The organism is Gardnerella sp. DNF00354 (assembly GCF_049262755.1).
Lineage (GTDB): Bacteria > Actinomycetota > Actinomycetes > Actinomycetales > Bifidobacteriaceae > Bifidobacterium > Bifidobacterium vaginale.
Genome location: NZ_CP058402.1, coordinates 1,401,274 through 1,421,936 on the forward strand (window position 1 = coordinate 1,401,274; position 20,663 = coordinate 1,421,936).

General features: G+C 42.4%; 18 protein-coding genes and 2 tRNA genes. 6 read left to right on the top strand and 14 right to left on the bottom strand.

Features of this window, described 5'->3' with window-relative positions; translation table 11 throughout:
- The first annotated feature begins 260 nt into the window (after positions 1-260).
- The gene (locus HXT24_RS05565; RefSeq protein ID WP_004132948.1) at positions 261-665 is read left to right on the top strand and encodes a pyridoxamine 5'-phosphate oxidase family protein; all 405 of its coding nucleotides are present in this window, start codon (positions 261-263) and stop codon (positions 663-665) included.
- A 162-nt stretch (positions 666-827) separates the two neighbouring features.
- Here HXT24_RS05565 and HXT24_RS05570 read toward each other — a convergent pair whose 3' ends face one another.
- The 6 genes from HXT24_RS05570 to HXT24_RS05595 all read right to left on the bottom strand — a co-directional run bounded on the left by HXT24_RS05570 (position 828) and on the right by HXT24_RS05595 (position 4,884).
- Entirely contained in the window at positions 828-1,277 is a 450-nt protein-coding gene (locus HXT24_RS05570; RefSeq protein ID WP_422119312.1) for a DUF3021 family protein, read from the bottom strand.
- Positions 1,278-1,354: 77 nt separating this feature from the next.
- Entirely contained in the window at positions 1,355-1,855 is a 501-nt protein-coding gene (locus HXT24_RS05575; protein WP_422119313.1) for a LytTR family DNA-binding domain-containing protein, read from the bottom strand.
- 168 nt (positions 1,856-2,023) lie between these two features.
- Positions 2,024-2,845: a histidine phosphatase family protein gene (locus tag HXT24_RS05580; RefSeq protein ID WP_422119314.1), complete on the bottom strand. Its 822-nt coding sequence runs from the start codon at positions 2,843-2,845 to the stop codon at positions 2,024-2,026.
- Between the two features lie 9 nt (positions 2,846-2,854).
- Positions 2,855-3,286, bottom strand: coding sequence for a ribosome silencing factor (gene rsfS / locus HXT24_RS05585; RefSeq protein ID WP_019261771.1), 432 nt, complete (start codon positions 3,284-3,286; stop codon positions 2,855-2,857).
- A 37-nt stretch (positions 3,287-3,323) separates the two neighbouring features.
- Complete coding sequence (glmU, locus tag HXT24_RS05590; RefSeq protein WP_410311764.1) at positions 3,324-4,739, bottom strand: bifunctional UDP-N-acetylglucosamine diphosphorylase/glucosamine-1-phosphate N-acetyltransferase GlmU; 1,416 nt, start codon at positions 4,737-4,739, stop codon at positions 3,324-3,326.
- A gap of 72 nt (positions 4,740-4,811) precedes the next feature.
- Positions 4,812-4,884, bottom strand: a tRNA-Arg gene (locus HXT24_RS05595).
- A gap of 260 nt (positions 4,885-5,144) precedes the next feature.
- Between HXT24_RS05595 and HXT24_RS05600 the strand changes: the two genes are divergently transcribed.
- A tRNA-Leu gene (locus HXT24_RS05600) sits at positions 5,145-5,218 on the top strand.
- Between the two features lie 282 nt (positions 5,219-5,500).
- Here HXT24_RS05600 and pyk read toward each other — a convergent pair.
- The 7 genes from pyk to HXT24_RS05635 form a co-directional block, all read right to left on the bottom strand.
- Positions 5,501-6,940, bottom strand: a complete 1,440-nt coding sequence (gene pyk / locus HXT24_RS05605; protein ID WP_422119315.1) for a pyruvate kinase — start codon at positions 6,938-6,940, stop codon at positions 5,501-5,503.
- A 537-nt stretch (positions 6,941-7,477) separates the two neighbouring features.
- Positions 7,478-9,592 (bottom strand): excinuclease ABC subunit UvrB, encoded by a 2,115-nt coding sequence (uvrB, locus tag HXT24_RS05610; protein ID WP_422119316.1) that lies wholly within the window; start codon positions 9,590-9,592, stop codon positions 7,478-7,480.
- A gap of 98 nt (positions 9,593-9,690) precedes the next feature.
- Positions 9,691-10,374, bottom strand: coding sequence for a dephospho-CoA kinase (gene coaE / locus HXT24_RS05615; protein ID WP_422119317.1), 684 nt, complete (start codon positions 10,372-10,374; stop codon positions 9,691-9,693).
- A gap of 55 nt (positions 10,375-10,429) precedes the next feature.
- A complete protein-coding gene (locus HXT24_RS05620) occupies positions 10,430-10,954 on the bottom strand; it encodes a GNAT family N-acetyltransferase (protein ID WP_415681056.1) in 525 nt (174 codons plus the stop codon).
- A gap of 284 nt (positions 10,955-11,238) precedes the next feature.
- A complete protein-coding gene (locus tag HXT24_RS05625; RefSeq protein ID WP_020761285.1) occupies positions 11,239-11,568 on the bottom strand; it encodes a TM2 domain-containing protein in 330 nt (109 codons plus the stop codon).
- 220 nt (positions 11,569-11,788) lie between these two features.
- On the bottom strand, positions 11,789-13,291 hold the full coding sequence (rpsA, locus tag HXT24_RS05630) for a 30S ribosomal protein S1 (RefSeq protein WP_422119318.1): 1,503 nt from the start codon (positions 13,289-13,291) through the stop codon (positions 11,789-11,791).
- 163 nt (positions 13,292-13,454) lie between these two features.
- Positions 13,455-14,339: a bifunctional methylenetetrahydrofolate dehydrogenase/methenyltetrahydrofolate cyclohydrolase gene (locus HXT24_RS05635; RefSeq protein WP_415681055.1), complete on the bottom strand. Its 885-nt coding sequence runs from the start codon at positions 14,337-14,339 to the stop codon at positions 13,455-13,457.
- 237 nt (positions 14,340-14,576) lie between these two features.
- Here HXT24_RS05635 and HXT24_RS05640 point away from each other — a divergent pair, with 237 nt between their 5' ends.
- A complete protein-coding gene (locus HXT24_RS05640; RefSeq protein WP_415681054.1) occupies positions 14,577-15,650 on the top strand; it encodes a metal ABC transporter solute-binding protein, Zn/Mn family in 1,074 nt (357 codons plus the stop codon).
- Positions 15,651-15,750: 100 nt separating this feature from the next.
- Here HXT24_RS05640 and HXT24_RS05645 read toward each other — a convergent pair whose 3' ends face one another.
- Positions 15,751-16,347, bottom strand: a complete 597-nt coding sequence (locus tag HXT24_RS05645; RefSeq protein ID WP_009994378.1) for a CarD family transcriptional regulator — start codon at positions 16,345-16,347, stop codon at positions 15,751-15,753.
- A 146-nt stretch (positions 16,348-16,493) separates the two neighbouring features.
- Between HXT24_RS05645 and glgB the strand changes: the two genes are divergently transcribed.
- Genes glgB through HXT24_RS05660 form a run of 3 tightly spaced genes read left to right on the top strand, consistent with a single transcriptional unit; the run spans position 16,494 to position 20,660 of the window.
- Complete coding sequence (gene glgB / locus HXT24_RS05650) at positions 16,494-18,767, top strand: 1,4-alpha-glucan branching protein GlgB (RefSeq protein ID WP_422119319.1); 2,274 nt, start codon at positions 16,494-16,496, stop codon at positions 18,765-18,767.
- Positions 18,768-18,814: 47 nt separating this feature from the next.
- On the top strand, positions 18,815-19,555 hold the full coding sequence (locus HXT24_RS05655; RefSeq protein WP_004113162.1) for a response regulator transcription factor: 741 nt from the start codon (positions 18,815-18,817) through the stop codon (positions 19,553-19,555).
- Positions 19,527-20,660 (top strand): sensor histidine kinase, encoded by a 1,134-nt coding sequence (locus tag HXT24_RS05660; RefSeq protein ID WP_004117611.1) that lies wholly within the window; start codon positions 19,527-19,529, stop codon positions 20,658-20,660. Before HXT24_RS05655 ends, HXT24_RS05660 begins: the two co-directional genes overlap by 29 nt.
- Positions 20,661-20,663 lie beyond the last annotated feature (3 nt).

A 20,663-nucleotide genomic window follows, 5' to 3' on the forward strand; every position in this document is an offset into this window, starting at 1 on the left:
TTACGATTCATGATTTATATAGTGCGCTATGCAATTCCAAGATTATCCAAGCGCTTCGTTCGCGCGGTCTAAGCGCCCATGCAAGTCGATTCGCGCAGTTTGTGCAATTGGTGATTTATGTCACAAGTTTAGGCGTTTTTGCAAAAACCTGTCGAATTTTAAGCATTTATATGCAGGATTGCGCGTAATCTTAGATGTGATTGAATCATAATCATATGATTGCGCGATTGCAAAATAATCAGTTGAAGAAAGGACTCAACATGGCAACTCTTAGTGAAGATATGAAGACTTTTATTGAGAACAATTTGGCTTGGATTGCAACGATTAGCAAAGATGGCGAGCTTGATCTTGGACCAAAGATGTCAATGTTTGTTCTAGACGATAATCACCTTGCTTACCACGAGCGCACTGCAGGTCAGCATTTTAAGAACTTGCAAGATGGCAGCCAGTTGGTTGTGGCCGTTGCAAATTTGGCAGAAAAGAAGGGCTATCGCTTCCGCGGAACTGTTACGCTTCACACGGATGACGCGATTTACAATGAGCAAGTTCGCGTTGCCGAAGAAAAGGGCACAAAGAAGCCTGCTGCCGTTCCTGTTATGGAGATTAATGAGATTCAGGATTTGACTTCTGGAGCTAATGCTGGAAAGACAATTGCTAAAGATTAGTCAAAATACTAATTTTTAGTAAAAATCTAACAAAACGCCGAATTAGTACGTTTATAGTAGGCGTCATAAAATATCGAGTGGCGTTCGTCCTCAATGGCGAAGATGAACACCACTCAATTTTTATTTGATTAATTTTTATTTGATTATTTAATTGTCACTAATTTACTTGTTTTCTTTACGCAATGCTTGCAATCTAGCGTTCATTTCTTCCGCTTTCTTCTTCTCGAAGTAATAGATTATTCCAGCAATCGCAATCGGGAAAATAACAGTGAACGCAATCCATCCGCAAATCACAGCTGGCTCATCTTTGAATGAAATCCACCCAACAATCACCGATACAATAAATTGAATAGCAATTGGTGGAACTAGCGCAAAAACGAACTTTGCAAGATTTGACATACGCTCATTCGACCAAAAAATAGCGAACACTCCATAGCCTATGCCTATAACAAACGTTGCTACAGCATAAGATGCAATTCTGTTTCCAACTGCGCTATGCGCTAACAGGCTAGATACAAAACTGATTGCAGTAAAAATAGTGCACCCTATGCCAATGCCTTTGACAATGTTTTTTGCCATTGTTTTGCCTAAAGTTGTAACTTGCTTTTCCATAATAATCATTTCCTTTTTAAGTATTAAAAAATTAGTATTAAAATTTTTGATAGTTTTATATTTGACTACGCTTAAAACTACATTCCTAAGCGCTTTTTGAACGAGCTCAAGCATCTGCGACTAATCCACTCAACGCTTCCGTCGTCCATTTTTACGCTCATACTTCCGCCGAATCCTGGATCTACTCGAACAATGCGATTCAAGTTCACGATTGCGGATTTAGATATGCGCACAAACGACGCGAATTGCGGATTGTCAAAATCCATTAGGCGCTTGTAAGAAACGCACTCGCCTTTATCACTGTGGATGATTACGCGCGAATTTTCTACGCAAATCATAATCACATCTGGCTCGTGCATAACAATAATCGAATCGTTAATATAACCATATATAAATGAATTATTGTTGCTATTTTCCGCATTTACAGTATTATTTTCAGCGTTACTTGCTTTTGCATTTTTAGAATCAATGCTTTGCAAATTGGCTATAATGCGTTTAAGATTGTCGTCAATATTGTGAACTGACAATTGAGCGTGCTGCTCTTCTTCTGGCGGCACAATAGCAATCGTTACTTTCATCAAGCCTCCCTTCCGTATACTACCGTTAGCGTTTGCTAGCTTTTGCTAGCTTTTCTTAGCGTTTGCTAGCTTTTTGTTTTGTAATTTTGACTATACGGCACTGTAAATAGTCTGTCTTTACAAAACTGCTAAACGGTAGCTTTTGGAACATAAGCGGTAAAGGAGAGATTACGCAGCACCCCAAATGCGAATAAGACGCTGACTCGTAGGGTCGGCTGCAGGGCCTTGATCGTAAGCATCCAAACGCCAATGAATCGAGCCGTCCGCATTAAGGCTTGGAATTAAGCGCGCCCAACGGCCGTTTCCCATTCCGCCAATCGTCTTATAAGAAGAATCTACCTTGTCTAATCCAAGAAGCTTATGAACAGTTTGCGAAAGACAGGAACCATGCGAAAATACTAGCAAATCGCGATCCGAGCCAGTTTTGCGCGCCCAATCCTCAACAGCTTTCGCCGCGCGCTCGCCAACTTCTTGCTTTGTTTCTGCACCGTGGTTGAGTTCCCCACCTTTGCCATCAACCCATGACTTAAAATCTTCAGGCCATTTTTCGCTAATTTGCTGGCGATTAAGACCTTCCCACTCACCAAAAAAGCGCTCACGCACACCATTTTCAACGTGAACATTAAGACCAATCTTATCTGCAAAAGCATGCGCAGTTTGCTGAGCGCGAATAAGCGGCGAAGCAATTGCGACAAAACTCGCGTCTGCTTCTTCTGGAGTAATGCGCACGTGTTCAGCGCTATTTGGATTCTTTGGGTCTTCTAAGTCGGAAGCTCCAAAAAGAACGCGCAAAGCCTTGCCAGAGCGAGTCACCTGGTCTATTCCAGACTCATCTAAAGCAATATCAATCATGCCTTGAAGTCTAAATTGCGCATTATAAGGCGTTTGACCATGGCGAACAAGCATTACAGAACGCGCAATACCTTCGTGAGCGCTGTTTTTATTTGCATTATGCGCAATTTGCGTTGCGCTTTCAACAAAATCCACCATTATCTTGCGCTACCTTTCAGACTCTTGATCGCCATTTTGCGCATCATCGTCATCGCCACGCGCATCATCATCATGCTCTGGAAGTTGCAAATCAATTGCAGGGCAATCATTCCACAAGCGCTCAAGGCGATAAAACTCGCGCGCTTCCTCGTGCATAATATGAACCACAAAGTCGCCAAAATCAAGCAAAATCCACTGTGCTAGTTCTAAGCCTTCTCGAGATAAAGCTTTACGCTTATTGTCTTTTAAGTACAAGTCTTTTTCGATTTCTTCGCTAACAGCTAAGACTTGACGCTCGTTAGATGCAGAAACAACCAGCATTGCGTCTGTAATTCCAAGCAGATTGCTAACGTCAAAAGCCTGGATATTAGTGGCTTTTAACCTATCGGCTGCAGCCGCAGCAATCCTAATCGCGTTAACAGAGCTTTCTAAAGCTGCCATTGTTTCTCCTTAACTATCGAACTAACGAACTATCGAACTAACGCTCCCAAGCTGGCTTCCAACCTTCTACAACGTGCTGCGTATTTTCTGAATACACCATGGAATCCGCTGGAACATCGTGACGCACAACAGAGCCTGCACCCGTTGTAACTCCATCTCCAACAGTAACGGGAGCTACAAACAGGTTTCCTGCGCCAACATGCGCGTTAGAGCCAATAGTCGTGTGATTCTTATGCACGCCGTCGTAGTTTGCTGTAATTGTGCCACCGCCGATATTCGTGTGCTCTCCCAAATCAGCGTCGCCCATGTAGCTTAAGTGTGGAACTTTAGTGCCGTTTCCAATATGCGCTTTCTTCATCTCCACAAATGCTCCAGCCTTACTTTCCTCGCCAAGCACATTTCCTGGTCGCAAATACGTCCACGGACCAATGTTTGCAGCGCGGCAAATATGCGACTCTTGCACACGCGAGCGCTCCACAACCGCATCTTCATCTACTTGCGCATCGATAAGCGTAGTGTATGGTCCTACAACCGCACCGCTTTTAACGATCGTTTGCCCTTGCAAGAAGCAACCTGGAAGAACTGTAACGTCTTCTTGCAAAACAACATCGTCTTCAATCCACGTGTTTTCTGGGTCTAGAATCGTTACGCCTTCAAGCATCCACTTTTCGCAAACGCGCTTGTTGTATGCTTTTGCAAGTGCAGCTAGCTGAACGCGCGTATTTACGCCTTCTACTCTCAACGAATCTGATGCTGCCATTGCTCCAACACGTCCCATTGTGCGAGCGTGCTCTAGCGCATCTGTTAAATAGAATTCGCCTTGAGCGTTCTTGGAATTAAGGTTAGATATTGCGTCTGTAAGCACTTCCGCATCGAACACGTACACAGATGTGTTCACTTCCTTAATCGCAAGCTCTCCTGCATTAGCATCTTTGTGTTCAACAATTCTTAGCACATCACCATTTGCTTCTCGCACAATTCGCCCGTAGCCAGTGGCATCGTCTAAAACAGCGGTTAAAACAGTTGCTACATTGCCTTGATTATTGTGAAAATCAATTAATGATTGCAATGTTTGCGTGTCTAAAAGTGGCATATCACTTGCCGCAATTACCACAGAACCTTTAAGCGCACTACCACATTCTTGTTTTGAAGCTTCATTAAGATCTCGCATTGCGCACTGCACTGCCCTGCCCGTTCCAGGCTTATCATCCTGGTTCACAATCCGCACGGCGTTATTGTAGCTTCGCGCAGCTGCCGACACTCGTTGCGCTTGAGCGTGAACTACAACAGCAAGCTCCTTAGGGTTTACGCCTGCCATTGCGTCCATTACGCGATTTAAGAACGTTTTTCCAGCGAACGGATGCAATACTTTCGGCGTTGTTGAACGCATGCGCGTCCCATCACCTGCTGCCAGAATTATCGCTGCGGCTACATTATCATTATGCTTTTCCACGCGCGCTCCTTGTTTTTATGAGATATTGTCGAAATGCTTTCGAAATAATACAAGAGCAGAAAATCAAACAAGTGCCCCCGACGCGATTCGAACGCGCAACCAACGGATTAGAAGGCCGTTGCTCTATCCATTGAGCTACAGAGGCGCAAGTTGCAATTATACCAAAATTCTCACATCAACACACCCTAGTCTTAAATAATTTGCAAATTAATATTTCTGTTTTGACTCCGTTTTGATTTATATTTATTTATTTTGATTTTACTTTGGGTTTTTAGCGAGCGGTTGCTTGCGATTCTTCCGCACACACGCAACTAGCTTTCTTACGCGCAACACGCGGTATATTTGATTACTCTACAAAATGTGGTATAGTCATCAAGTCGCGTTAAAACGCGGATAATTTAAGATGCCCCTGTATCCCAATTGGTAGAGGAAACAGCCTCAAAATCTGTGCAGTGTGAGTTCGAGTCTCACCGGGGGCACGTGCACAACGCCGCTTACATTCTAAGCGGCGTTTTTGTTATCTTCCCCATCACTCTCACGCAATTTTGAACAGAACACCAAACAACACGCCTAATCCTTGCAGTCGCTTTCATTCCTGCGTTTGCTCCCTCATTGGCTCAAATGATAAACAACGCGGAAATCGACGACTTCGAGTTTAAATCGTAACGTGAGAAATCACCAAATTCATGATAAACAAAAACGCGCACCCAAAAAGGATGCGCGTCTAGAAAACTAACGATTAGCTAGCAATCAACTAGCGATTAATCGCAAGCACCAACGGTGTGAACGTAAATGGAGTCGGTACGACCGGCCTGGCGCTCACCCTGAGCAGTGCTCAAAACAACAATCTTGTCGCCGTCTTCAACCTTACCAGCTTCACGAAGAACCTTGTCGGTGAAAATCATAAGATCATGACGGTTCATATCGTGGTAGTCCTCGCTAATCAAGAAGCCTTCAGTGCCCCAGCTCAAAGCCAACCAACGATAAGTGTGCTCATTGTTGGTTAAGCCGTAGATTGGAGCAGCTGGACGCTCGCGAGAAATGCGGTGAACGGTACGACCAGTTTGAGTGTAAGCAACAATCGCCTTAGCGTTAAGCTTGTCTGCCAAGTCTACAGCTGCAGAAGAAACTGCACCCGTGCTAGACATGTCAAGCTCCACAGATGGAATGCGATCATAGCCATTTTCAGTCGCGTATTGAGAAATACGAGACATGGTCTGAACGGTAACTGCTGGATACTTGCCGACTGCGGTCTCGTTAGAAGTCATAGTTGCATCGGCGCCGTCAAGAACAGCGTTAGCGCAATCAGAAGCCTCTGCACGAGTTGGAACTGGAGAGTTAACCATTGATCCAAGAACTTCGGTAGCAACGATTACTGGCTTTGCGTATTGGCGAGAAAGCTCAATGCAGCGCTTGGTAACGAGTGGAACCTGCTCAAGTGGCATCTCCACTGCCATATCTCCACGAGCAACCATAATGCCATCGAAGGTCTTAACAATCTCTTCCAAGTTTGCAACAGCCTGTGGCTTCTCAATCTTTGCAACGATTGGAATGCGACGGCCTTCTTCGTCCATGATTTCGTGAGCGCGATCAATATCGGTAGCAAAACGCACAAACGACATTGCAATAATGTCTGCACCCGTGCGAATAGCCCAACGAAGATCAGCCTCATCCTTTTCGGTCAATGCTGGAAGAGACACGGCAACGCCTGGAAGGTTAATGCCCTTGTGGCTAGAAACTGGGCCAGCAACAACAACCTTAGTGTGTACGTCGTTGCCTTCTACCTTGGTAACCTCAAGACGAACCTTGCCGTCATCAATCAAAATTGGATCGCCTGCGTGGCAATCTCCTGGCAAACCCTTGAAGGTTGTGGAAGTGCGATGCTCATCACCCTCAATATCGTCTGTGGTAATAACGAACTCTTGGCCCTCTTCCAAATAAACCTTGTCTTCGCCGTCAGCGTTCTTCTTGAACCATCCGCAACGAATCTTTGGACCCTGCAAATCAACAAGAGCAGCAACATTACGACCAGTAGTCTTTGAAGCTTCGCGCAAATTGTTGTAAACGCGCAAATGATCTTCAGGAGTGCCATGCGAACGGTTTAAGCGAGCAACATCCATGCCAGCTTCAACAAGCTTGGTAATGCCCTCCAACGATTCGGTAGCTGGTCCAATAGTATCAACAATTTTGGCTTTTCTCATAATGCCTGCCTGTTTCCTTTGTTTATTTTTAAATGGGAAAATACCCACTTTCCGAGTAATAGTGTACCAGCAAATTGTGACCTATAGGCAAAACTCGCGCTTATTTATTTATCGCGTCTATTTATTAGGCACACTTATCACTTAGCAACACTCATTTATTAAAACATGATTACCTTGCGACTAGCCGCGACTAACTACGACTAACTTTCCTAGTTGTTTTCTTTTAGCGCAAGTTCTATAAGCTTATCCGTGTAATCAGCCTTTGTTATATTTTGGGCTTTTTGGGCTATATCTTATCGCGTATCACATTATTATACGTATTTTGGTGCATTTAATCACATAATTATACGTATTTTAGTGTTTTTTATCACACGATTATAGGCATTGAGTAATGCTCAGCATAAAACATGTATTGATAGGCTTTACGAGTATATCTACACTTTTTTGAGTGCCTATCCACGGATACTGAGCTCACCTTTTAACGATAAAAGCGAGCAATAGCAAACAATTATTTATTAGCAACGCTCACTTACCAGTTCACTTATTAGCCTCATCCATTTGACGCAATTCTTTCTTTAGATCGCGTATTTCGTCGCGCAATCGCGCTGCAAGCTCAAATTGCAACTGTTCTGCAGCAACATGCATCTGCTCGCTCAAATTCTTAATTAAAGAAATAATATCGTCTTGCGGCAACTCAGAAATATTCGCCATACGCTTCTCTTTGCTTTGCTGCCCAAGATTCGGCTCTTTTGGCACGCCATAATGCGAGTTCCCAGCCTTATTAGCATTCCTGTAACCGCCTGCTAGCAAAGTTTGAGTGTCAACATCCTCTTTAGCAAGCATGTCGTTAACGTCACTAATCTTCTTTCGCAAAGGCTTAGGGTCAATTCCATGAGCCTTGTTGTACGCGATTTGCTTTTCGCGGCGGCGCTCCGTCTCGCTAATCGCCTTGCTCATAGCATCCGTAACAGCATCCGCATACATAAGCACAGTTCCCGAAACGTTACGAGCAGCGCGTCCAATCGTCTGAATAAGCGAGCGGTAAGATCTTAAGAAACCTTCCTTATCTGCATCCAAAATCGCAACAAGCGAAACTTCTGGCAAATCCAAGCCCTCACGAAGCAAATTAATGCCAACAATCACATCAATTTTCCCTTCGCGAAGCTCGCGCAAAAGCTCCACTCTGCGCAAAGTATCAACATCCGAATGCAAGTACTCAACTTTAATACCAAGCTCCAAAAAGTAATCAGTTAAGTCTTCCGCCATTTTCTTCGTAAGTGTAGTAACAAGCACGCGCTCATCTTTTGCAACACGCGCCTTAATCTCCGCAAGCAAATCGTCAACCTGCCCTTCCACAGGTCGAACCTCAATCTTAGGATCAAGCAAGCCAGTTGGGCGAATAATCTGCTCAACTACGCCATCCGAAAGCCCAAGCTCGTAATCTCCAGGTGTTGCCGAAAGATACACAGTTTGACCAACGCGCTCCAAAAATTCCTTCCACTTTAACGGACGATTATCCATTGCAGAAGGAAGCCTAAAGCCATGCTCTACAAGCGTTCTTTTGCGCGAAGCATCGCCTTCATACATAGCTCCGATTTGCGGCACAGTTACATGCGATTCGTCCAAAACTAGCAAAAAATCGTCTGGGAAAAAGTCAAGCAAAGTATGCGGAGGCGTGCCTGCATCGCGTCCGTCAAAATGCCTTGAATAATTTTCCACTCCCGGGCATACTCCAACTTGACGAAGCATCTCCAAATCATACGTAGTTCGCATTTCCAAACGCTGAGCTTCCAGCAATTTGTTCTGCTTTTTAAGCTGCGCAACTCTTTCGTCTCGCTCTTTCTCAATCGCCTCAAGCGCGCGCTCCATGCGCTCAGGACCCGCAATATAGTGAGATGCTGGAAAAATATGAACGCTGCTCTCCTGGCGAATCACTTCCCCAGTAAGCGGATGCAACATTGTAATTCTGTCGATTTCGTCACCAAAGAACTCAATTCGCACAGCTAATTCTTCGTAAACTGGAATAATCTCAACTGTGTCACCGCGCACTCTAAAAGTTCCGCGCGTAAACGCAATGTCGTTGCGCTTGTATTGCATGCTCACAAATTGACGCAATAAATCGTCTCGCTCAAGCGTCTCCCCAACACTCAGCATAAGCATTCGCTCAGCATACTCCTCTGGGGTACCGAGTCCATAAATGCACGAAACAGTAGCTACAACAACGCAATCCCTGCGCGTAAGCAAATTCGCTGTAGCAGCGTGACGAAGACGCTCAACATCGTCGTTAATATTCGAGTCTTTTTCAATATACGTGTCTGTTTGCGGAATATACGCTTCCGGCTGATAGTAATCGTAATAAGACACAAAATAGCTCACAGCATTATCTGGCATAAGCTCACGAAATTCCGCGCAAAGCTGAGCTGCCAATGTTTTATTCGGCTCAATAATAAGTGTAGGCCTTTGCAAACGCTCAATTAGCCAAGCGGTTGTAGCAGTTTTACCAGTGCCAGTTGCGCCCATTAAAACAACGTCGTTTTCGCCGTTTTCAATGCGATTTGCTAACTCTTCGATTGCTTGCGGCTGGTCGCCCGAAGGCGCATACGGCGCTTTTACTACAAACGGCTTGTTTGTGCGCTGAATTTTATTCGACATTATTTTTCTCCAAGAGCATCAAGAGCATCAAGAGCATTTTATTTATTTTACTAAAACCCAACAATCGCGCGGTTGCTTGCGATTTTTCCGCGCGGTCTCTAATGCTCCTCACCCATCCACGTTTTAATTTTTGAATCAACGCTTTTAAGCATAACTTCCATAGGCTTTGTAGAATCAACCACAAAATCCGCGATTTTCTTGCGCGCAATCTCTTCGACTTGATTATTTATGCGCTGCTCCGCCTGATTCTTACTCATTTTGCGCTCTCTTATCATTCGCGCAATGCGAACATCTTTAGGCGCTTCAACTGTAATAATATAGTCAAAACTAAATGGAATGCTGTCAATTACTTGTGCAAGAAGCGGAATATCGTGCACAATAATTGAGCTTAAAGATGCGCGTTCACAGCAATCTTCTTTAGAAATTTTCCTATCACACTCGTTTCTATACTCGCTTTTATACTCGATTTCTAAAGTCTTTGCGCAATCATAAATAGCAGGATGAATAAGCGACTCAAGCTTCTTACGATTTTCACAACTCTCGTCGGAGTCTCCAAAAACATGCTTTGCAATAAACTCGCGATTTAAAGAGCCATCATTCAAAACAGCATTTTCCCCAAAAATGCTTACGATTTTCTGCAAGACTGCGCTTCCCGGTTCCACTACTTTACGCGCTAAAACATCGTAATCTATAACAAACGCGCCAAGCGAACGCAAATGGTTTACTACTGTAGATTTTCCAGCAGCGATTCCGCCCGTTACAGCAATCCGCATCATTGTCATATTTTGATTATAAACGATACATTTCTCACAATAGCGTAAATTTTCATTGACCCTACTAAAACTTCTTATATAGTACGCAGTAAATAGGCCCGTAATAGGATTTCCAATTATCGGTTAATAAACTGTATCCAAGCTTGTTATAAAAATCTAAAGCAACAGCATTGTTATCTTTTTTTGTAGATAAAATTATTGTTTTATATAATTCAAGATTTTCGACTTTCTTCATAAGCGCACTACCCACACCTAAATGTTGAAATTCGGTGTCCACAAACAACTCATTTAGCTCTAAGCTTTTATTGAACCAATCATAATCTTCTGATAAAAATGGCTTAATTTGATTCGCATACCAATTATCTTGTAATAATTCTATGCCATATAAAACACCGATAATACGATTATTTATCATAGCAACAAGTAAAAGCGCACTATTGTTATATTTCAAACTATCTAATATGCGTTCACGAACATTATCTATACGATCTAGTTCTTTAGGGAATGCTTTTAGATATAAATCTAAAATTATATTCATATTATCTTTGGCTTCTAAATAATCTAATTTTTTAATTTCAATATTCTTCATAAAAACCCTTTATACAAGCTACTATCCGTATTACAACACAACATATTTAATCGACACATGCATATTTGATTTTACATAACCATCGTTATATAAGTACTAATTATCTCTGCAGCATTAATGAAATTAAAAAATATGCAATATTAAAGAATAAGTGTATTTGCTATATTATTCATTTGTTCTAATGCTTTAGGCATAAAAATAAAAGATGCGTTTTGGAAATTGAATTCTAAAACGCATCTTTTATTTGTAAAATTACTTATAAATCTTAATACTAAATATTTATTTTAGTCTTTTAACTCAGCACCATCAGCATCCTTATGCCACTTAGTTCCAGGCTTTGAGCAAAGAATCAAAATACCTTCAACAAACGACCATATTACCGTAATAATCAACAGGAATCCAAAGGAAAGAACAGTAATAAGTAATTGCACAATCGCCTTAGTCTTAAAACCAAGGTAAAAATTGTGGATACCTAAAGATCCTAAGAAAATTGCTAGCAAACCTGCAACAATTTTATTACGCGAGCTTACTAAAGTTGCCTTAGCGTTTTCCTCATTATTCCCATCGTACGAAGGAAACTGAGCATTTTTCTGATTGTTGTCAAACGTGCTCATAATCTTCACCAATCCTTTTAAGAATTATGATTAATGTTTAAAAGCATCATATAATCATTATTCTTAAAAGAAAATTAATTGTACCTATATTTAATTACAAAACTTGAGTCACAAAAATACTCGTAAAACATACTCAAAATAGTAGTCAAACATAAACAAAATTGCCCCGATGATCACTCATCAGGGCAATTGTTAATAAGCTTCTAGTAGAAAGTAGAAACTACTTCTTTCCGCTCAAAAGCTGTTCGCGCAAAGCTGCGAGCTGATCGGAATCAGCTAAAGCACCTTCGCTAGCTGCTTCAGAAGAATAGTTGGAAGCAACTTCTTCCTTCTTTTCTTCCTTAGCTGGCTTCTTTTCAGCTTCTTCGTTCTGACCATCAGCGGCTGCGGATTCTGCTGCAGCTGCGAGTTCCTTAGCGGCAAACACCTTGTGCTGCTCCCACAATTCGTGAGCTGCTGCATACTGTGCTTCCCACTCTTCGCGCTGCTGCTCGTAACCAGCAATCCACTCATTAGTGTTTGGATCGAAGCCTTCTGGGTACTTGTAGTTTCCTTCTTCGTCATACTCAGCTGGCATGCCGTAGAGAGCTGGATCGAAATCTTCAGAATTTGGATCAACAGCCTCGTTAGCCTGCTTCAAGGAGAGCGAGATACGACGACGATCGAGGTCTACGTCAATAACCTTAACGAATACTTCTTCGCCACCCTTAACAACAGTTTCTGGGTTCTCTACATGACGGTTAGCAAGCTCGGAAATGTGAACCAAGCCTTCGATGCCGTCTTCAACGGAGATGAACACACCGAACTGAACAATCTTGGTGACCTTACCCTTAACAACCTGTCCAGGAACATGGGTACGAGCGAAGCGCTGCCATGGATCTTCCTGAGTTGCCTTAAGGGAGAGGGAGATGCGTTCGCGATCGAGATCAACGTCGAGAACCTCAACAGTGACCTTATCGCCAACCTTAACAACCTCGGATGGGTGATCGATATGCTTCCAAGAAAGCTCGGAAACGTGAATGAGACCGTCAACACCGCCGAGATCAACGAATGCGCCGAAGTTCACGATAGAAGACACAACGCCTTCACGAATCTGACCCTTCTTAAGCTGCGAAAGGAAGGTCTCGCGAACTTCGGACTGGGTTTCCTCGAGGAATTGACGACGAGAAAGTACAACATTGTTACGATTCTTATCAAGCTCAAGAATCTTAGCCTTAATCTTCTGACCAATGTATGGGGAAAGATCGCGAACGCGACGCATTTCAACGAGGGAAGCTGGCAAGAAGCCGCGCAAACCGATGTCTACAATCAAGCCGCCCTTAACAGCCTCAATAACGGTACCTTCAACAATGCCGTCTGCATCCTTGATCTTCTCAATATCACCCCAAGCACGCTCATACTGTGCACGCTTCTTGGAGAGAATAAGACGTCCTTCCTTGTCTTCCTTAGTTACAACAAGGGCTTCGATGGTGTCGCCAACTTCAACAACATCATCTGGATCAACGTCTTTCTTGATGGAAAGTTCACGGGAAGGGATTACACCTTCAGTTTTGTAGCCGATGTCCAACAATACTTCGTCGTGATCAATCTTTACGACTGTACCTTCAACTAAATCACCATCGTCAAAATTCTTGATGGTTGAATCGACTGCCTTGATGAAGTCTTCTTCGGTGCCAATATCATTAATCGCAACCTTGGCGACTTCGTTATTATTCTCTGCCATTACTTATTAGTGGTTTCTTCTTGGGGTGGATATTACTCGATATTAAATTATGACTTTTGCACGCGCACTATGCACGCGCTCTGTCAATGTTATATATAGGCATAGCCAAAATCGCCGTTTTACTTCGGGCGTGTCGCACTACTTGATATTTGCTACTTAACACTTACTCGCCGCTTGCTGCTCGCTCAGCCATGTCAACAACATTAGCCAATAGCATTGCGCGAGTCATTGGACCCACTCCACCAGGATTTGGCGAATACGCTCCCGCGACTTCTCTACAAGCAACATCAACATCGCCTTTTACACGATATCTGCCCACTTCTTCATCAAAAACGCGCGATACACCCACATCAACCAACACACATCCAGGCTTAACATCGCAAGGCTTTACAAATCCAGCACTGCCCATTGCCGCAATAATAACGTCAGATTGCATCATAATATCATGCAGATCGCGCGTGCGCGTGTGGCACAATGTTACAGTTGCATCTACTCCCCTGCGCGTAAGAAGCAGCCCGATTGTTCGGCCAACCGTGATTCCTCGTCCAAGAACGCATACATTTTTGCCTTCAAGATCAATGTTATAAGCATCTAGCAGTGCCAAAATTCCTCGCGGCGTGCATGGAAGAGGCGTAACAATATCTCCCGAAATATGCATAACCAGCTCGCCTAAATTGTACGGATGCATTCCGTCGCAATCTTTTGCAGGGTCTATTGCCTCAATAATCTTCTTAGAATCCACGCCTTTTGGCAAAGGCAATTGCACTATGAAACCCGTGCAAAGAGGATCATTATTTAATTTTTCGACAGCAGCAAGAATTTCGTCTTCGCTAGCGTCTTCTGGCAAATCGCAGCGGATTGAGCGAATCCCCACTTCTTCGCAATCCTTGTGTTTTCCAGCAACATACTTCAACGAACCAGGGTCGCTTCCAACTAAAAGCGTTCCAAGCCCTGGATTAATGCCTTTTTCTTTAAGCTTTTCTACTCTATTTTTTAAGTCGCTTTTAATACTTGCAGCTAGCGCTTTTCCATCTAATACAACAACCATGATTCACTTCCCAACTCGCATGTTAATTCTTATGTTCAACTTACAAATCTTCTAACACAATTCGTACGCGTAGTATATTCGTATGGATAGGCTATCGTGAGGTATAGAGGTGCGCGACACAACTACTAATAACAGGATATTAATAATAGAATGGTATTTATTATTAGTAAAGTAATACAACTTATTAGCAGTACCACACTTTTGTACGTGCACGCTGTTTACGGAAGGGGCGCAAAGATGTGCGAAAATACTTTTCATTTAAGTCGCGCAAAGAAAATATGCAAAGCGATCTTAGCTTGCGCAATTGTGCCATCAATGTTGATTGGCATGGCTGGGTGCGGTGCAAATTCACAATCTTCTGAAAAAACAACACATCCAAAAAAAGAAATTAAACAAATTAAAGTTGTTTCCACACTTGAATCTTGGGCAAGCTTAGCCAGAGAAATCGGAGGCAACGATGTTGTTGTTAAGTCAATAATAAACAAGCCAGATGTTGATTCCTCCTCATTTAAACCATCCAGTAAGGATTTGCAAAAACTTTATGATGCACAAGTTGTTATTTCTAACGGAGCTGGATATGACAGTTGGATTGCAAAACACTTATCTAAAAAGAGCGAAACAGTAAATGCTGCTTCTACAGTTGGCGCTTTAAATGGTGATAATCCTTACTTATGGTTGTCCAAAGATGCGAGAAGTGCTATGGCGTCTAATATTTGCGACGTTTTCTCTAAGATTCTTCCGTCAAAGAAGAAGATTTTTACTAAAAGACTTAATACTGTTAAATCTCAAGAAAAGAATCTTGACGAATATATTGAAAAGTTTGGTAAAGATCACAAAAACTTAAAGTATGCGTCAACTAATCCTATTCTTTTCTGGCTTATGTCAGATATGAATATAGAGGATTCTACTCCTAAAGAATATGCTACTCAGGCTGCTCAAGACGATGCTATTGATAAGACTAATGTGGACAAATTCCAGAAATTAATAGAAGAAAGAAAATTTGACGTAATAATCAACAACAGTCAACGAAATAATACTGACATAAGCATTTTGACTGGAACAGCTGGAAGAAGCTACACGTCTGTAATGTGGGTTAACGAGCTCATGCCAACGTATGCAACCGATTTAAGAAAATGGGTTATGAAAATTTGCGAAGACATTGACAATGCCGGTAAAGCTACGATTAACATGAGAAAAGAGTTGGGAAAGCACGAAGCCTCTCAACAAAATAAACCAATTACAGAGAAGCCTACAGTTTCTAAGCCAGATCCAAGTAGGTCTAACGAAGGTCAGCAGGATCCTGGAAAGTAAATCTGAAAAATAAAAATAAGTAGAAGATATAAAAAGATATAAATAAAGAATAAAAATTACCTCCTAAATTTTTATAACTTAGGAGGTAATTTTTTATGTCCTATTTCTTTTTAGATTTTTTAGACCTCTCGGCAAGCAATCTAAGAGTATCTGCAGCAGCTTCTTCTGGAGCTTGAGTATGGTGTTGCTCATCTCCAGGCAGAGGATCAGCATATCCAAGATTCACATTTAACAAGCGTTCTGCCTGCTCTTCGTCAATCTTTTCAGATAATGCAATTTCCGAAATAAGAATACTGCGAGCGCGAGCAAGCATACGCTTTTCTCCTGCAGACAAACCATGTTCATCTACATCTCGCTGTGATAAATCTCGAACAACTTCTGCAATCTTGTTAACATCGCCAGTAGCGATTTTCTCAACATTAAGCTTGTATCTACGAGACCAATTCATTTCTTTTTCGAGAATAGGAGTGCGTAAAATTTCAAAAACTTTAGCAACTTCTTTTGCGCCTACAATATCTCGAACGCCAACTTTTTTGACATTGTCTACTGGGACATTAATCTCTAAACCATCTGAAGACAATACAACTAAGCGTAAGTATTGCCTAGTAATACCTTTGACAGTGCGTTCACTAATTTCCTCGACTCGAGCCGCACCATGACGAGGATAGACGACCATATCGCCGACTTGATAACCCACAGAACCCTCCGTATGCACAGAAAAACTCATTTCAGTTTTCCATAAGGCAAAGACTTGAGGCTCGAAAAGGTATTTTTTTGACTGATTAGTCAAACTTTGCTCAAAACACACAAGACATACGCAAATAATGTTGTATGATAGACAACATGAGTACAGTATCTAACATCAATGAAGATGCAATCGCAGTGGCTGTCCGTCAGGACGTGCTTGCTGCGGTCAGCAACGCAGAATACTACAATCCACACGAGGTCCTTGGTGGACATCTCGGAACTGGCAAAGGCGCTGGTACTGCCACGGTTCGCGTATTGCGACCAATGGCCAAGAAGGTAACAATTCTTACTAAGGGCGGAGAATACGAAGCCAAACACGAATACAACGGTATTTTTACTGCTGTTGTTCCTGCCACAAAGCATTCTAAGAGCAAAGAGTGGTCTGTTCCTAGCTATCGTATTCGCACTGTGGAAGTGGATGGAACTGAGTCTGTAGATGATGATCCGTACCGTTACTTGCCTCAGATTGGCGATATGGACATGTATCTGTTTGGCGAAGGCAGACACGAAAGACTTTGGGAAGCTTTAGGCGCTCATGTTAAAAGCATTACCGATTCTTGGGGTCTTGTTAGCCCAGAAACAGGCAAGATGGTTAAAAAAGTTACTGGAACTGCTTTTACGGTGTGGGCGCCAAACGCACGCGCTGTAAGAGTTGTTGGCAACTTTAACTATTGGAATGGTCGCCGCCACGCAATGCGTTCTCTTGGATCTAGCGGTATTTGGGAGCTTTTCATTCCAGGAGTAGGTGCAGGCGAAGTTTATAAGTTTGAGATTATGACTCAAGCTGGAAACTGGATTATGAAGGCAGATCCTATGGAGCGCTCTCATGAGCTTCCACCTAATACTGGATCTGTTGTTGTTGATTCCGAATTTAAATGGCACGATAGCGAATGGCTTGAACATCGCGCAAAGACTAATGCTCACGATGGTCCTGTAAGCATCTACGAAGTTCAGGCAAATAGCTGGAATCGCGATTACGATAATTATCGCGAACTTGCAGATCACCTGGTTGATTACGTTCAGCAAGAAGGCTTTACTCACGTTGAGTTTATGCCTCTTACCCAATACCCGTTCTCAGGTTCTTGGGGTTATCAGGTGACTGGTTATTACGCTGTTGACTCTAGGCTTGGAAGCCCAGACGACTTTAAGTACTTGGTCAACAAGCTCCACAAGGCTGGCATTGGTGTGATTATGGATTGGGTTCCAGCACACTTCCCTAAGGATGACTTTGCTTTGGGTAGATTCGACGGCACCGCGCTTTACGAAGACCCAGATCCACTCCGCGGCGAGCACCCAGATTGGGGAACGTACATATTTAACTTTGGCAGACACGAGGTTCGTAACTTCTTGGTTGCTAACGCTTGCTTCTGGCTTAGCGAGTATCACGTTGATGCTTTGCGTGTAGACGCTGTGTCTTCTATGCTCTACTTGGATTACAGCCGTGAAGCTGGCCAATGGCGTCCAAACATGTATGGCGGACGCGAAAACCTTGAGGCTATTGACTTTATTAAGGAAGCAAACGCTACTGCATACAAGAATAATCCTGGAATTATGATGATTGCAGAAGAGTCCACTGCATATCAAGGCGTTACTGCTCCTACAGACATGGGCGGCTTAGGCTTTGGCTTAAAGTGGAACATGGGCTGGATGCACGACACTTTGCAATACCTTAAGGAAGAGCCGATTAATCGCCGTTGGCATCACAACGAAATCACATTCTCTATGGTTTACGCATATTCCGAACATTATGTGTTGCCTTTGAGCCACGATGAAGTTGTCTATGGCAAGGGATCTCTTCTTGGAAAGATGCCTGGAGACGAGTGGCAGCAATTTGCTGGCCTTCGTGCGCTTTTGGCATATCAGTGGTCTCACCCAGGAAAGAACCTCCTGTTTATGGGCGGTGAAATTGGTCAGTCTTGCGAATGGAACTTCAACAATTCGCTTAATTGGCATGAGCTTCAATGGCCGTTCCATCAAGGTGTACAAAAGTTGGTAGCAGATCTTAACGCTTTGTATAAGAGTTCTAGAGCATTCTGGAGCCAAGACTTTACGCCAGACGGATTCCAGTGGCTTACTAGCGACGATTCTGATCACAATACTTTAAGCTACATCCGTATTGGTGATAACGGTGAAGAAATTGTTGTGGTTGTTAACTTCTCTGGTCAAGCTTGGCAAGATTACCAAGTGGCATTGCCTAAGGGTGGTCAATGGGAAGAAGTTCTTACAACAGACGACGCTAAGTATTGTGGTTCTGATATTCACAATGGCACATTCACAGCCGCTGCCGAAGAGTATCATTCAAGACCATATTCTGCAAGGATTACTGTTCCAGCGCTTGGAGCTGTATTCCTTAAGCCAGTCAGCAAGTAGTTAGTTGATAATTAATAACTTAAGTTAGGAATCTGAATTAGGTTAAAATGTTGGACACTCCATCAGAAAAAGGTGTTCCTCGAACAATTCTTGTTGTAGAGGATGAGCCAGATTTAGCCACAGCTATTGCGCAACGTATTGTTGCCAGAGGTTGGAAGGCTAGAGTTGTTTCTGATGGAGTGTCTGCTGTTAAAGCTGCTTTAACCTTAAAGCCTGATCTTATAATTATGGACGTCATGCTTCCTGTTATGGACGGCATTGAGGCGACTCGCAGAATAGTATCTAGATACCCTATTCCTGTGCTGATGCTTACAGCTAGAGATGCTGAGTCGGATAAACTTGCTGGATTAAGCGCTGGAGCAGACGATTATGTTACTAAACCGTTTTCTCCTAGAGAACTTATCGCAAGATGTGCTGCTATTTTGAGGAGAGTTGAAAGAGCTACTTTAATCGCAAATAGAGCGCAATATAACGCTCTATTTAAGTTTGGAGATTTGATTATTGACCCTAGACAGAGGCTTGTTACTCTTAACGGTAAAGAAATTCATTTTACTCCTACTGAATTTTCTTTATTGACTACTTTTGCAAAGCATCCTCATGATGTTTTAAAACGAGAAACACTTTTAGAAGAAGTCTGGGATTGGCCAGATGCTTCTGGAACTAGAACTGTTGATTCACATGTTAAATCTTTAAGACATAAAATTGGTTCTTCTTGGATTCGCACAATACATGGAATAGGTTATGCTTTTGAGCCACCTGATGAAGATTATGACCAAATATTTAACTAGAAATAATAAAAATAACAATAACAATTCTGTTGATAAAGTAGGTAAAGTCGATTCTTTTTCTGAGGTCACTTTGCAATCTGCTTTGCACCCTAATCGTTTTATAGGGTTTTTTGCGTCTTTAAAAGGTGAATTATCTGCGATTATTGTTGTTGCAACAGCTATAGCATTTGTAATGGCTTGGTTTCTTCTAAAAGTTGGGTTAAGCGGATGGATTGCAATGCCTATAACGCTAGCTGTAGCGCTAGGTATAACTTACGCATTTTCCAGAGGATTAACTGCTCCGCTTAGACAAATGCGAGATGCTTCCGAAGCAATGGCAGATGGCGATTATTCCGTGCGAGTTCAGATTGAGAATAGAAAAGACGAGGTTGGAAAACTAACTCTAGCTTTTAACGAAATGGCTGAAGAACTAGAGCATGCTGATAATATGAGGCGTGATCTTATAGCTAATGTAAGCCACGAGCTTAGAACACCTGTTAGTGCATTACAAGCTATGGTAGAAAATCTTGCTGATGGAGTTGTAGAGCCAACACCGTCGAATATGGAGGCTATTCTAAATCAGATTCACAAGTTGGCTGATTTAATCACTTTTCTACTCGATTTGTCTAGAGTAGAAGCTGGTGCAGAAAGTCTTGTTATTACAGAGTTCGATTTTAAAGATTTTCTTAACAGTATTGTTGAACCTATAGAAATAGCGGATGCTGGGCATAATCATCATATAAGTCTTAATGTCGAAAATGATATTACGCTTGTTGGGGACAAAAATCGCCTATCGCAATTGTTTACTAATGTTGTGTCTAATTCTATTAAACATTCTGCAGACAATACTAAGATTCTTATAACAGCAAAATCAAATCATGAGAAGAATACTCTAGTTTGTAACGTTATTAATTTTGGAAACCAGATTCCTAAGGAGGATAGGGCTGATATTTTCCGAAAATTTGTTAAGGGAAGCCAAGGTATTGGAACTGAATCTGGTGGCACAGGATTGGGTTTGTCTATTGCAAGATGGGCTGCACAATTGCATAACGGTACTGTAAAAGTTGTTGATGATAAGCGTGGAGCTAATTTTGAGATTACACTACCGCTTACGTATAACAAATAACGA